Raw genomic sequence first — 14,461 nt, 5'->3', positions numbered from 1 at the left:
CCCGGCGCTTCCCGGCCTCGGGTCGTCCTTCATCATTTCCGTGTAACATCCAGGCAAAGGCAAATGGCATCCTGTCCTCACATGTCTTGTTGAACCATGCGCGAAATCCGTACGGTATAGCACCAGCACACCTTGATCGAAACGTCGAGCCTTCCCTGGCCGCGCATCCGGCCGCCGTTGTGCTCGACCTGCACCAGCAAGTTCAGGTAGGCGCTGAGATAGCCGAGGATGCGCGCCGACCCGGTCAGCTGCAGACCCGCGATGAAGGAGCCCCCGCTCCTGCTTTCGTACGCGGCCTCGATGAACAGGCGCAAGGCATAGTGCCCGTGCGCGACGCTCGCCAGGGTGAACGACTTGGTCGACCCGAGCGAGACGCCGACCGATGCCCCGAAGCCCGGAATCATATTGCCGCCCTCGTAGTCGACATAGGCCTGCGTGGTGAGCCACCCACCGCCGCCATACAGGCCGATCTGGAGGAATACCGGCGCGCTCTTCGACCCAAGGCCGAACGAGGCGTCGATCTTCATGTTGCCGTCGACCACGCGCAGGCCGAAACCGGAGCTCAGCACTGTTTCACCGATCGACACGCCGCCCAGTTCGAGCGGGCCGAAAGCCTGGTTGCGCACGATGCTCGCGCCCACCGGCATGCCTTCGCTGTTCTTGAGAATCTCCACCTCGTCGGGCAGGTCAGGCATCTGCGCCCGGATCAGGTCCCCGATGAACTTGAGCGCCGCATGCGGTTCGATCTTCTTCGGATCGAGGTCGAATTTGAAGCCGGCGTCATCGCTGTACTGAATGCCGGCCCCGACGAAGGTCACGAGCGGCTGCCCGCCGAAGTTCAGGATCCAGTCGCCACTGAACAAGGCCTGGGTGCGGGCCTTGCCGGACTCGCTGGCGGAGATGTCGAAATTGGTGCGCGCCACCAGCTTCGGCCTGCGCACGTCCATGCTGAGCGACATCACCTCGAACAGGGACTCGGTGCTGCCGAACTGGTGGTTGATCTCGGCCTTCACATTGGCGCTGCGGCTCTTCGGATCGATGTGGTGGGTGACCCGGATCGCGCCGGCCGGCATTTGCGGCAGCTTGAATTTCTTGAACAGGTTCTCGAAGTCGATCGCGGCGTTGCGCACGATCTTCGAGAAATCCATGCCCTGCAGCGGGTCCGGGACGATGTTCTTGAACAGCTCGCGCGAAGGCAGCGCCAGCCCCAGTTCCTTGATGCCCGCGTCCAGCTCGCGCAAGCGCGCGACAAAAGGCGAGGTCTCGATCTGGTCCTTCAAGTCGTCGTACACACATTCGAGCCGGTCGGTCCGGATGGTCAGCTGCGGCAATTGCGGCGGATCGGTGAGCAGCCGGGTCAGCTTGATCGCCTTGCCCGCCTTCGGCGCGATCGCTTCGCACATGGTTTCCAGCAGCTTGTCGCCGTCCTTGGCGGCGCCGATCACCCGGGCCACGGCATCGCCGACCTCGGCGGCGCGGCGCATCGTCTCCTGGTCGAACAGGCCGGCGGCCTGGGCCAGCACTTCGTCGCGCAGGCCGGCGACCACCCCGGCAACCTGCCGTTCGAGGCCGTCGGCGAAGGCCTCCCATGCCGCGCAATCGAGTTCCTCTACGAGCGCCAGCACCTCGCGCTCGCGCTCCTTCAAGCCGGCCGGCAGGCTGGCCTGCGCCGCGCGCAGGGCTGTGTCGACCTGCTGGTTGATGGCCTTCGTGGCCGTGACGACCTCGCCGACGCCGAGATCGACGGACCGGGAATAGGCTTCCAGCTGCGCTTTCGCCTGCAGCGCCAGCCGCGAGCGCTGGTCCGGGCCAGGGCGCGCTACCAGCAGGCGTATGGTCTCGAGTGCGATATCGAAGGCCTTCAGATGCGCCTTGACGTCGGTTTCGGCCGAGGCGATCGCCTTGTCCAGCGCCGTGAACGCGGCCACCTCGGCGGCGAAGGCCTCGCGAATCTCCTCGTCGAGGGCGGCGCTCTCGAGCGTCATCCGCTGCGCCACGAGCGCCTGCTTGAGCGAGTCCAGGCCGGCGCGCGGCTTCGCAAGGAGTGCGCGGGTTTCCTCGAGTGCCTGGCTCACCCGTGCCGGCAGCGTATCGAGCGCCTGGGAGACGCCCGTCTGCAGGCGCGCCTTGAGCGCGGCGACATCGGCCGGGTCCAGGTTTTCGATCGCCCGACGCGTCTCCTCGAGCACTCCGAGCGCGCTGTCGGCCAGCGTGGCGGCGCCCAGCAGCAGCGCGATCGCGTGTTTGCTCAGCTGCTGCAGGCCCTGGATCTGGGAAGGAAGCTTCAGGCTGCCGACCAGCTTCCGCCTTTCGTCCAAGGTCGACCCGAAGCCGCCGAGGGCGAGCGCGGCATCGCGGAGGCAGGCCAGCACCCGTTCCCGGAAGTCGTCGCCTGGCAGACTGGCCAGCAAGGCGTCGGTGTCCGCCCTGGCCTTGGCGACCAGCGCCGCCACCTCCGCCTTCGCCGCAACGAGCCCGCTATCGCATTGCGCCAGGTCGCCCTCGATACGGTCGAGTAATCCGATCGGCCCGCCGAGAGCGGCCCCGGCGCGGCCAAGCATCGCGCGCACGGGGAGCACGAGGTAGGTCTGTTCGATCTGCGCCCAGGCTTTCTTTCTCTCCTTCGTCGGGTCGGGCAGCGCGGCCAGCCAGGCGCGCAGGTTCGCGATGGCGCGCTCGCCTTCCGCGCAGGCGGTGTCGATCGCGGCGTCCGGCAGGCCCTGGAGCAGCTTGAAGCCCGCCTCGACGCTGCCGGCCAGCTCGGACTGCACCTGTGGCAAGACCCCGAGCGCCGCGAACATGCGCTGCCCGGATTCCGCGAACGCCGCCTCGACCCGCGCCTTCAGCTGCGCTTTCAAGCGGGCGCAATCGCCGGCCGCACCGAAGGTTTTCCACAGGGAATGCGCGTCGGCCAGGATGCTGCCGATGGCCGCATCGATGCTCTTGAGTTCGGCCGATGCCTTGGATGCGGTCCACAGGTTCTCGGCGGCGGCGGCGGTGTCGGCGAGCGCCTGGTCCGCCACCGGGTTCCGCGCCGGGCGCGCTGAGAGCAGCCCGCCGGGTCCAAAGTTTACGCGCGACGCGGCCGCAGTGCGCTCGACCTGCATCGTGCGCACCGATGCGACCAGCTCCTCCGCCGCGCGGCCATGCATCAGGTTGGACAAGCCCTCGGCCTCGACTTCCATCGCGAAGCGCGGATCGTCCGCCGCTTCCAGGGTATAGCTGGCCACCCAGCGCTGTTCGACCAGTTCGCTGCCCGGCACGCGCGGCGCCCGATTCGCGGTGGCTAGGGCGGAAATGGCGCCGAATCCGACCCGGTGGCACAGGTCGACCCCGGCTTGTGCATCCCACAGGTCCGAGTCCGCGCCCTTGCCCGGTTCAGTATTGGTGTAGAAATAGAGATGCTGTGGCTTCCTGTGCCAGTGCTGGACCAGGTCGTCGGCGCCACCGCGCGCTACCGGCCCCATCCATGGTTTGACGTAGAAGCCGGTCGTGTCCAGCTCGTTATACAGCGGGATTTCGTAGCCGGAAGGGAGATCGCGGCCCCAGGCGCTGTTCACATGGATGGTACGGGTGGCGAAGTGAAAGGCATGCAGGCAGCCGCTCCGGTTCTGGTTCGCGCTGGCCTCGGCGCCAAACAGGCGGCGCGGCTCAAGGACCTCGACGAATTCCTCCATCTTGCGCAGCAAGGGACGGCCGGGAAACCATTCGGACTTCTGCTCGTCCTGGAATTGCGCGCCGGGCGCGGTGCTGCGCTCGTAGATCACCACGTGCCGCGCCTTGTTCCAGACCGCCGCGATCCTGCCGTAGCGGGTCTTGACGAGGCGCGCCAGCTGGCCATTCTCCACGTGGACGTCGAAAACCGTGCGTCCTTCGTCGAACGAGGCCTGCATCGCGCCGGTCGCGCCCAGCACCGACAGGCTCAGAGCGATGAGCTGCACATCGTTGCTGACCGGGGCGCGTAGAATGGCGCCCAGTTCGGAGGCGAATTCAACCGAATACAGCAGGCCCGCGGGCACGCCCACTTTTGGCGGGCCGCTACCCAAGAAGGCGTCCAGTCCGGCGAACTGCCCGGGCTCGGGCGCGACGCCGTCCGGCAGAGGATAGATGAAGGGCGCCCCTTCGTCGTGACTGCGCAGGCGCGCGCTCAGCCCCTCGCGCAGGTCGAGCTTGCGCAAGGGGTAGTTGGCATCGGCCAGCGGAAACTGCGCGACGCGGTGGCGAAAGCTGAAACGCGCGGCCAGGTGGCGGGCGCGCTGGCCGGCCACGACAGGCTTCAGGTCGACCTTCTGCGCGACATAATAATGGGCGAGCAGCCCGCTGAATGCGCTCTCCGGGCGCGTCGCGGGCAGCGCGACGCCGGGCTGGCCGAGCGACTTCCCAACCTCCGAGACGATGACGGTGCGCAGCAGGTCGGGGGTCCGTTCGTAGGTCAGTTCCAGCGGATAGGCCAGCTCGGTCACCAGCTTTTCCAGTTCGGCGTCGCGCAGCACCGACATCAGGTCGCCGGGGTGGACCGTGTAGCGCCGGTCCAGGCGCGAAGGCCGGACCTTCAGTTCCGTGCGCCGGGAAAAGCGGTAGCCGACGACGCTGCGCTCGCGAATCGGGCTACCCTGCTCCACGGGGAAAAAGCGCGAACCGCGCACCATGGCTTCGCCCACGGCCTGCGGCGGCATGTGCAGCGCGACGGTTTCGACGCCGAAGCGCCACTGCGCACCGTCCGGGTCGTCGCTTTTCCATTGAGCGAGGATGGTGCCGGCCTCGGGCACGATGCTGGGCGCCAGCATCTGGGCCACGGCGAACGGCGTGTGGTTGACCTGCACGCTTCCCGGCGAGTCGGGCGGCGCCACCCGGTTCTTCACCTTCAGGGTAGCGATCCAGACCGTGTCCCTGCCCGGCTGCTCGCCTTCGCAAGCGATTTCCAGCGTCGCCTCCGCTTCCTTGGCGGCGATGACGATCGCGCCCGGGCCGCAGGTCGCGCTGAAATAATGCGATTCCTCGGCGACTTCGCCGGCGCTCATGTTGCGCTGCGCCGAACGCAGCAGGCTCGATTCGGCCAGCACCGGCGACAGCGCCGCGGATTCGAGCGCGATCACGATCGTATAGCTGAAATCGAAGCCGGTGCGGCTCTTCCTCAACAGCGCGCTGTGGCCCGCCCCCTTGGGACGCAGCCGCAAGCCATCGAAATACAAGTCCGCGGGCTTACCGATCTCCAGCTCCGGCTCCTCGAGTATCCGGTGGCCAGCCTTCACGACCGGCGCGAAATTGCGGTTGTCGGGCGCGGTCAGCGATACCTTGACGGCCTCGTCCAGCTCGGCCGCGGTGTCGAACTTGAGGTGGATCCGGCGCGGAAGCTCGTCCTCGAGCGTCAGCTGCGGCAGCAGGCTGACCCGGTTGCTCCTGCGGGCGCGGCGCCAGCCGCTTTCGATACTTTCTACCTGGGCATTCCATTGCGATTGGAAATCTGACATCGCGTTCTCCGGCAAAAGCGCTTGCGGAATGACTGCAAACAGCGAGCGATCGAGGTAGAGCAGGAGGACGGCCGGCGCAGGGCTAATCGAAGCTCTCGTGCGCCGAACCCGGACCCGGCGACGCGCGCCCGGCTAGGCCCACTGGATCTGCCCGGGGCTGCGCAGCGGCCCACGCGCTGGCGTTTCGCGCTGGCCGAACCGGTCGTGCGCCCTCAAGTCGCCGAAGGACAGTCCCGCTGCCCGCTCGATCCACGCGAGCGAGCGCTGGTGCGTCTCATAGGCCCCGAAGACGAATTCCTCTTCCTTCAGGAAAGGGGCTTGCGAGATCGAATAGCCCGTCGCGCTGAGCCGCCTCGTCTTGTCATGGATGAACGCGATGACTTTCCAGAATTGCACCGGGACTTGCACGCCGTATCGCACGGGATCGTTGTCGTCGAAGATGGGACCTGTGATCACGCAGATCCTCATGTCGTCGTCGCGCGCGTTATCGAGCGCATAGTCTTCCAGGCCCAACCAAATGCCGCCGTTAAACGTCTGCATCTGAGGCACGGCGTTCGTCACGTGCATGGAATCGGCATTGCCCCGATGCGCCTCGTCGGGCGAGCCCCAGGCGGGATCTTCGCGCCGCGTCATGTGGCCACGGCTGAACTTCGGTGGCGCACCATAGCATTCGCCCTTGATCTGGACCTCTTTCGGAATGCGCGGGTCCAGCGTCCAGCTGGTGCGCCGGGTTTTTTTCGACAGTTTGCCGTCGATGTTCACGGCGCTGTAAAAGCACATCCGGCGCGCGCGATTCATCACGACCGAAAAATTCTGGTAGCGCAGCACGGTCTCGTGCGCGTTACCGTCGAGCGGAAACCGGAGCACGGCACTCTTCCCACGAGTAATTTCCGGCATTGCCACCACCACGCCGGCGCCCAGGAAATCCGGCGCATAGCCGGCCTTGTCAACATAATCCTCGGGACGTCCCTCGACGATGATATCGTCCTCTTCCGGCTCGCCCCCAAGGCCCGCTTGCGCCGCCGCGGCAGCCTTGTGCAAGACGAACGCCGCCACCTGCGCGGCCGCGCCGTGCGCATCGAGCCGAACCGTCACCTGGAGCGGGATCGTAAACGAGAGCGCGCCCGCGCCATCCTCCCTGGCCGGCGCGGCCTGGGTGTCTCTGATCGGCCTGGAGACGGAACCACGCTCGACACTGTCCAGCCGTTCGGCCACGGTATCGGAAGCGACCGCGTAGTTGGCTTCGAGGAAGCGCCCGGCGAAATGCAGCGCCACGGCTTCTCCGCTCGACAGGCTCACCAAAACCGAACCGGAATTGCCGCCGAGCGTGGAGCAATCGTGCAGCAGGCCATCCGCTTCCACCCCGGTGATCTGCCCTGGCGCGAGCCGCTTCTTGTCGTAAACGTTCCCGAACAGCCTGTTCATCAGGTCCTGCTCGGGAATGCGGCTGTCGCGCGCGGGATAGCCGATCACCGCGACCAGCTCGTTCTCGCGCGCGCGCTTTGCGCTCAAGGTGATCGGTTTGGCAAGTCCCCTGCCGGCGACGCGGAAGAACGCCAGGTCGGGGCCGTCGTCGTCCTCGACGTGCAGCACCTCGTTCAGGCTGAATTCACTCTTCGCGGTGCTGTCGAGTTCCTCAAGGAAGTCGACGTTGGCGGTCATCGCCTGCTGCCCGATGCCGGTGCGGAACGCGAAGCCCCTGCCATTGCGGCGCGTGAACTCGGCGGCGACGTGGCGGTTGGTCACCAGGATGTCGGGCCGGACCAGCCATCCGGTGCCGAGCCAGGTGTACGATGGATGGCCCTGCACTTCGATGCGGCCGACGCCGCGGATCGGCAGCTCGAGCTGCGGCCTGGCATTTGCCAGGCGGGTGCGCCACACCTCGCTTTCGGCGTCCTGGATCTGGAAATCCACCTGGTTCTGGCGGATCGCCAGCACCGGGCGCCCGGTACGCAGAACGATCGTCTCGGGTGTCAGCCCGGCCGCGACGTCATCCGCCATGCGGCCCTCGACGAACAGCATTTCGTTCGACGCCTTTCGCAATTGCCGATCGAGCTCCCGCCCCAATGCCTCGTCGCGTTGCTGCAGCATGCGCAGCGCTTCGTCCACTTTCAGCCGATCTATCATCGTTCTCTCCTCTGTCAGGTTACAGTGCGATATTCTTAATCTCGAGGCCAGCGAGGACGCGCTCGATGGCGATGCCCTCGTTCTTTTTCAGCGGAGGCTGGCCGCTGACCTCCTGTGGACGGCCGCCCGCGTGGTGCAGTGCGATCACCCTGCCTTGCTCGTCAATGACGGGCGAGCCCGAGGACCCCCCTTGCGTGTCGCTGAGATATTGCACCACGCGTCCGTCGCGGAAGGTAATGGTGTTGCGGGTGTACGCGACCCGCTTGCGCTGTCCGCCCGGATGCTGGATCACGAAGGCAGGTCCATTCAGCCGCGCCGTTGCGCCATGCGCGAGCGGCAGGATCGGCACATCGGCCGGCATGCCGGGGATCCGAATCACGGCCCAGTCATCGTCGGGATTGCCGGCCACAGTGGCGGCATCGCATGGATAAGGCGTGCCCGCGACTCCATGGCCATCGGCGCCATCCTCGTAGCCGAAGGTCGCGGTGACCACCGTGGCGAGCGTGTCCTGGGGGCGCAGCACATGCCAGTTGGTCAGCACCAGTTCCGGGGAAATGCGAAACCCGGTTCCAACGCCGAACCCGGCGGTGCTTTGCACTTCCAGGCGGCACACGGAGGACAAGAGGGGAAGCAGGCGCTGCAGCGCATCGATCAGACCGGGCAGTTGGCCGGCCGGCAAGGTAAGGTCATCATTGAAAAGCAGCGCCTCTTTTTCGCTGACGTCATCATCCGCGACGAGGAAACGTGCGCCGCCGTTGGCCGCGCGTGGTTCCAGATCCGCGGCTGCGGGTTGGTCCACCAGCAAGGCGCCGAGGAAGGCTTTCCAAGGACTCCGCGGAAAGTCCGTCACTGCGACCGCGATGAGATCGCGCAAGCGAGTCTCGAGGCAGGCTTGTTGCAGAAGATTGATCCAGGCGAAGGTGGGCGCCTGATCGAAGTCCACCATGCCGGTGTCGATTTCCGCCTTCTGCGCGGCGAACCGCGCGGCCTTCCCGGAGGAATACAGCTGGGACAAGGCAAGGAGCAATTGCCGCGCAGCCGGCAAGTGATGGGGATACACCGCGTCGTCGAGCCAGCTCATCGGGAACTCTCCTCGAGTTGTCCTGCGAATCGATGTACGAGCTGGCGCAATGGACGCAGTTCTGGGCCGCACCATTGCAAGGCAGTTTCGCGGAGCATGTGCACGTCGCTCGACCAGCCTATGCTTGCGATGCCGCTTTCCGGCCGTGCTTGACCCATCCCGGCGAAGGAAGACGGCAGCCTTGGCTGCATATACGACAACATGGCATCCAAGGAATCCTGCCGCAATCGCAATTCCAGACCGGGGATACCTGCGAATAAGGCCAGCACCGTGATGACACTCTGATCGAGGGTATTGATGGCCGAGTATTTCAGCGCGTCCTCCAAAACCCGGACCATGACGCCGTCGGCGAGCACCGACCAGCGGCTCCATGAGGCCATCAATAATTCCTTGCCCGGATCGGGCAGCACTGCCTGCGAGTAGCGGTCCTGCCCCTCCATCCAGATCGCCCGACGTTCCGCTTGCAGGAACGACAGGTCGTCATCGCTCCGCGCCATCGTCTGACGGAACTTTTCCAGACTCGCAAGAAAGTCCCGGCGCCCCGAATCGCCGACCGGCAGCTGGATGCCGTAGGCGCTTGCCTGGCCCCTGAACGACTTACGCTGCATACGCATGTCTTCGCCCAGCACATCCATCGCCATCACCGCGGTCGGCCAGCTGCCGTCGGACGCGAGACGGTTTTCGAGCGCGAGCGGCGCCATCAAGCAGATGCGTGACGCATGGACGGCACCCCGTTCCGCCACCCCCTCCTTGCGGTCCTGCCAGTGCACGGATGGACTCCAGTCCTCGAGGATGCGCAGGGCCTCGGCATGCTGGCCGCGTTCCGCGTAGATCAGCCCTGCCAGCATGGCGCGCTCGCGCGCACGATGATCCGACACGCCGATCCCATGGGCCAGCAGATGGCGCAGGGCCTCTTCTGCTTGCCCATTGCGCCAGTACTCGTATGCCTCGTGAAACGCCAGCGCCCCGCCGACACCGCGCTCTGCGCGTTCAAGAAAGATTCTCGGCGCATTTTTCTCCAGGCCGGAGGAACGTGATTGCGCGATGCGGTCGGCGGCATCCTGTTCCCACACCTCGACGCCGCTGCCGAACACCGTGCCCGAAGTTCCCATCCGGTGCGACAGCCATTCCCTGGGCGCCGGCCCCAGCGAGTCCTCGGCATACTGGAGGAAGCCGGCGCAACCATCGCGCCAGGCATCCTCCGCGCCAGGCACGTCGCCGCCTCGCAGCAAGTGATAGACACGCTCGGCCGCGTTCTCCGGATCATTGGTATCGCCGCTCTCGTACCACGCAAGGGCGCGTCGCTCGATTTCACGGACCAGTTCCGGCTCCGTTCGTTCGAGCAGGCTCAGGGCGGCCGCCCTCACCTCTGGCCGCAGACGTAACACGTCCTGTCCGTCGAACAGTGCTGCCTCACGCGCAAAGTCCGGAAACCACAGCGAGGCCGGACCGTCCGGGAAGGCAAGCGGCAAACCGCCAAACACCGGCTCCACCATCTCCTTCGTCAGGCGGCGCAGCACGATGGCGCATTTGGCGACGTTCTTGAACCGCGCATTGTGCACCCGGTCGAGAATCCGGTCGTAGAGCACGCCGGCGACCATCCGGTCGGGCAGCTGCCGCGGCAGGTCGTCCAGGTTTCCGCCGGCTTGCACCAATCGTTCTGCCAATCTCAATACCAGGGGCGAACCGACCGCCATCCGCACCACCTCATCCTGCACCGGGCCTGCCGGGATGCCATGGCGCCCGAGCCATACGCGCGCATCGTCAGGATCAAGGCCCACCAGGGGAATGGGAAGTGCGGGCACTCCGTGCAAGCGCATCCCTGATACCGGCGCACGTCCGGAAACGATCACCTGGCATCCAGGAAGGCCGCTCGTCAGCTTCTCCAGTTCGGGCCACAGTACCTGGTAGCGTTCCGCGTATTGGGCGGCCTCGAAACTGTCGAGCACGATCACGATGCGGCGGCCATGTTCCGCTGCGAGCATCCCCACGAGGTCGTCCCGGGCGGCGGTAACGGCATCGCCGCTGCCGGTGGCTTCCGGATCCGGCCCTGTGGCTTTGCCCGCTTCCCGTTGTGGCTCGGCCTGCTCACGCAGGGCCGCGATCACGGAACCGGCATCATCCGGTGCGAGCGCCGCCTGGTCGAAATCCAGCCACAGGAGCATGGTCTCGGCGGGCAAGGACGCGAGGAAATGTGCGACCAGGGCCGATTTGCCGACGCCGCCCATTCCCCAGATGCTAATGGGGGCTGGAGACCTGCTGGCAAACCACTGCTCCATCATCCTCAACTCTTTCGCACGTCCGACGAAGTCCACTCCGGCGATACGGGAGAGCCGGCCGCGGATCCGGCGGCGCTGCAGGAGCAGGAAGATCCGTGCGGGCGACGGCAGGTTTGGGAGAATGTCGGCGAACCAGCGCACCACTTGCAGCCAGCGCGCGAGCTCGTCCTCATCGGCGCGTTCGAGCGCCCCGGGAGTGCCTCGGAGGATGGGCGCGACAATGCGCTGGTCCGATTCGTCGAGTTCGGAAAGGCTGGCAAGGAGCGCATCGACAGGGACACTTCCCAGGATTTGCCGGCGTGCTCCCGAGGTCAGGGTCCAGCGGAGGGCTCGGGAGTCGACGACATGCGGCACGAGTGTTTTCCGCTCGTCGCTGCTCAGGGTGGCCGCATCAATCGAGGAACTCAATGCGGCACGAACCAGCAATCGCGTCGGCTGCGGCAGCGCCGGCGCGGGCGCCTCCGCGGCCTGGCGAACCGCCACCACATCGGCCAAACCCTGGTATTCGGCAATCTCGTGCCACCAACCGGATCGTTGCAACATCCCCATCACGGCAGCCTGCGCGGGTCCGCTAGAGCTGCCTTCGGCGCTCAGGAAATGCAGGCCCAGGAAGCGCCACTGGACGTCGTACAGCACGGCTCCGCCGCTGCCGGGCCGCTGCATGCCTTCGTAGGTCAGGCACGACCCGCAGGCTTCGTCGATTTCGGCGAACGACAGGTTCACTCCCTGCAGTTCCGCGCCGGGCACGCCGTGGTGCAGGATCATGACCAGTTCCGCATGCTCGAGCTTTTCGCGCCGGAACCGCAGGCGCGGTGCCGGATGCGGGTTCGCCAGGCGCAGGATGACGATATTCATGCTCGCCGGCGGATCGTCCTGAAAATCGGCCCGCACGCGCTCCACTCGGGCCTCGGGATCGATCCGATCGGTCCAGCCCTTGTCCCCCGGACGGTGCAAGACAACCTCGGCCTCGAGGTCATGAACGTCGACGCCTGCCAGCGCGTACGCCGGGATGATGACCAGCCATGGCGTAATCAGCCAGCCGGTGCAACTGAGTTCGCCCGGGCTGGCACCGATGGAAACGCGCACGGCGGCATCGAGCCCGCGGCCCAGCCCCCTCGCGAATGCTTCACCGCTAACGGTGCGTCGGTCCTCGGGCTGCAACATGGATTCGAGGTTCATAGCCTGTCCAGCACGTGAGCGAGTTCGTCGTGTACCCGCTGGAATTCCGAGCGGGGATCATTGAGCTTCGGCCCATGAAATGCTTTCTGCCGCACGTCGTGGGCCAGTGCCTTGGCATCGTCGTCGGAAAGGACCTTGCCCTTGCGTAGTGCCCACCTGGAAAGGAATTCGCTCAAGGCGGCAGGATCCATGTCCGTCGCCGTCGCACGGTCTTCCAGCGAGCATTGCAGCCACTTGGACGGCACGGGTTTGTCCGGATAGTCGATCAACACCAGCTTGAACCATTTTGAAAAGGCTGGATTGAGCATATTGAGCGCGAGCTGCTCGAACAGCTTGCAGATCTCCGGTTCGACCAGCGGCACTCCATCGGGATCGACGCCGAGATCGTCCATGACGATCCAGCTGCCCTGCTTGCGACGCTGGGCCGCCCCGACCATGGTGCGCGCGACCTGGCCGTACCACGCGGCTTCCGTCGTATCTCTTGCCGGGGCTTGCCCACCGAGTTCCATGAAAATGGTACTCACCGCCTCCTCGACCGTCTTGACCACTGGTTCGTACAGATAATTGAAGGTCTGGCCGGCGATGTCCGCGTAGTGCTGGACGATGTGCCTGGTCCAGCTCTTCCCGCTGTGCCGGTCGCCGCGCACGACGAGGACGGATTTATCGGTTTTCGGCGAAGCCAGCTGCGCCAGCGCGGCGCGCAATCCGCGCCGGTTGACGAAGATGGGGGTGTCGAGAACCCAGGTCGACGGATCGGGGTTGGACACCGCGATGAGCAGGTCGAGGGCTTCCTTGAGATGCGGCGACTTCCGGTCGCGCAGTTCGGCGTCGAGCGCCCTGAGGCGCCCTGCGAAGGCGACGTTGTCCAACAACTGACGCCACATCTCGGCCGGACTGTCCGCTGCGAAAGAACTGATCTCGGGACCGCATATCTTGCGAATGTGGTCGATTCGGCCATGCTCCGGATACATTTGATACAGGAGCTTCCACAGCGCCTTCGCTTCCGGAAGATTCCAAGGATAAACTGGCGAGTCGAAAAAAAGGTGTGCCACTTCAGCTCCTTGCATTGCCAAATTACCGATCACTTATTAGGTCAGACGGGTGCTACGGAGACCTCAACCAAGTCCGGCCAGCCCTGCGTCAGTACCGGATAGCTCCGGGTGGAGCGATGGTCGCCGTTGCCGGAACGGTCGACGTGGACCCGCAGCTCGTAGCGCATGGCGGGATCGACCTCGTGCACCGGCAGGGTAAACGGCAGGACGGATCCCTTTGCGACGGCGGCACCGATTGCCAGTTCGAGCCGCGAAACGACAGTGGCGGCCGCATCGGCATGCGGGACCGCTTCGACCACGACGTGCATCACGGTCCCGGCCACAGGCGCCATGTCTTGCTCGAACCTGACCCGGCCGCGCAAGACGTAGTTGCCGCCACTGGCATGCTCCATGTCAGGTATAGAGCGCACTTACCGCCGCGATGTCACCCGCGCTCAGCCCGTCGCGCTGGCCGATGGTCTGGCCGTTCAAGGACACGATCGTGGGCTTTCCATTCGTGCTGAACGCGGTCGGGCCATAATGCATGATCGACGCGAAGTCATAGCCGCCCAGATCGTCGCCATCGACGATGCGCTGGTTGAAATTATGCTCGAGGCCCTTCTCGATATTGGCCCATTCGATCTTGATATTGCCATCGCGGTCTTCCCTGCTCTGTTCATGCCACAGGCCGACCGCATGGCCGATCTCATGCACCGCCTGGCCGAAACCGCAGCCAGCGCCCAGGGAGATCTCCTGCTTGCCGCCTTGCATGCCGACCGCCGACCAGCAACCATCCAGCGCCTCGAATGAGATCCAGTTCGGGTAGTCTTTCTGGTTGGCCGCGGTGCGTTCGACGAAGCGAATCTTGGTCTTGGCCTCCCAGTGCGCGATGGCCTGCAAGACCAGTTTCCTCAGCGCTGGCGTGCTGGCCCATGGCACGAGTCCCTTAGGCCAGCGAAAGCGCTTGCCGGTGATCCCGATACCTTCGGGGACAAGACCGTCGTCCCCCTGCTTGTTATTACCCTCGACCTCGTCGCGAATCCTGTCCATCTTTTGCACGGTCCCGAGCGCGATATCGCCTTCGAAAATCGCGATGTCGCCGATCACGGAATACTTGACCGGCTTGGCTTCAACTTCCCCGAGACGCCGTACATAACCGTCCCGTACGTCGCTGGACGAGCGAAACCAGAATTTTTCACAACCGCAATCGTCCGGCGCCGGTGACGCCGACGTCGACCCCGTGTTGCCCGGCACAGCCGCCGCTCCCGCGGCATCGCTCTGATTTGTCATGAT

7 protein-coding genes are annotated in these 14,461 nt (G+C 65.4%); all 7 read right to left on the bottom strand.

Going from position 1 to position 14,461, the window contains the following annotated elements; genetic code table 11:
- Positions 1-77: 77 nt before the first annotated feature.
- Positions 78-5,471: a hypothetical protein gene (locus AC56K1_RS03330; protein ID WP_497156407.1), complete on the bottom strand. Its 5,394-nt coding sequence runs from the start codon at positions 5,469-5,471 to the stop codon at positions 78-80.
- Positions 5,472-5,603: 132 nt separating this feature from the next.
- Entirely contained in the window at positions 5,604-7,598 is a 1,995-nt protein-coding gene (locus AC56K1_RS03325) for a DNA/RNA non-specific endonuclease (protein ID WP_497156406.1), read from the bottom strand.
- 19 nt (positions 7,599-7,617) lie between these two features.
- Complete coding sequence (locus AC56K1_RS03320; RefSeq protein ID WP_497156405.1) at positions 7,618-8,679, bottom strand: trypsin-like serine peptidase; 1,062 nt, start codon at positions 8,677-8,679, stop codon at positions 7,618-7,620.
- Positions 8,676-12,137, bottom strand: a complete 3,462-nt coding sequence (locus AC56K1_RS03315; protein ID WP_497156404.1) for an AAA family ATPase — start codon at positions 12,135-12,137, stop codon at positions 8,676-8,678. Before AC56K1_RS03315 ends, AC56K1_RS03320 begins: the two co-directional genes overlap by 4 nt.
- On the bottom strand, positions 12,134-13,189 hold the full coding sequence (locus AC56K1_RS03310; protein WP_497156403.1) for a hypothetical protein: 1,056 nt from the start codon (positions 13,187-13,189) through the stop codon (positions 12,134-12,136). The genes AC56K1_RS03315 and AC56K1_RS03310 overlap by 4 nt, the downstream gene beginning before the upstream one ends.
- Before the next feature lie 41 nt (positions 13,190-13,230).
- Positions 13,231-13,599 carry a YbaY family lipoprotein gene (locus AC56K1_RS03305; RefSeq protein ID WP_497156402.1) on the bottom strand — a complete coding sequence of 123 codons (369 nt, stop codon included), beginning with the start codon at positions 13,597-13,599 and terminating at the stop codon, positions 13,231-13,233.
- A complete protein-coding gene (locus AC56K1_RS03300; RefSeq protein ID WP_497156401.1) occupies positions 13,583-14,458 on the bottom strand; it encodes a M12 family metallopeptidase in 876 nt (291 codons plus the stop codon). The genes AC56K1_RS03305 and AC56K1_RS03300 overlap by 17 nt, the downstream gene beginning before the upstream one ends.
- Positions 14,459-14,461 lie beyond the last annotated feature (3 nt).

This window comes from Telluria sp. ZB4P37 (assembly GCF_059685855.1).
The sequence above is the reverse complement of the archived record's forward strand: the minus strand, read 5'-3'. Positions and strand labels throughout refer to the sequence as shown.

Bases quoted from the DNA above. Each gene is read 5' to 3' on its own strand.
- AC56K1_RS03315 (WP_497156404.1), bottom strand. From the start codon at position 12,137: ATGAACCTCGAATCCATGTTGCAGCCCGAGGACCGACGCACCGTTAGC.
- AC56K1_RS03320 (WP_497156405.1), bottom strand. From the start codon at position 8,679: ATGAGCTGGCTCGACGACGCGGTGTATCCCCATCACTTGCCGGCTGCG.
- AC56K1_RS03325 (WP_497156406.1), bottom strand. From the start codon at position 7,598: ATGATAGATCGGCTGAAAGTGGACGAAGCGCTGCGCATGCTGCAGCAA.
- AC56K1_RS03300 (WP_497156401.1), bottom strand. From the start codon at position 14,458: ATGACAAATCAGAGCGATGCCGCGGGAGCGGCGGCTGTGCCGGGCAAC.
- AC56K1_RS03330 (WP_497156407.1), bottom strand. From the start codon at position 5,471: ATGTCAGATTTCCAATCGCAATGGAATGCCCAGGTAGAAAGTATCGAA.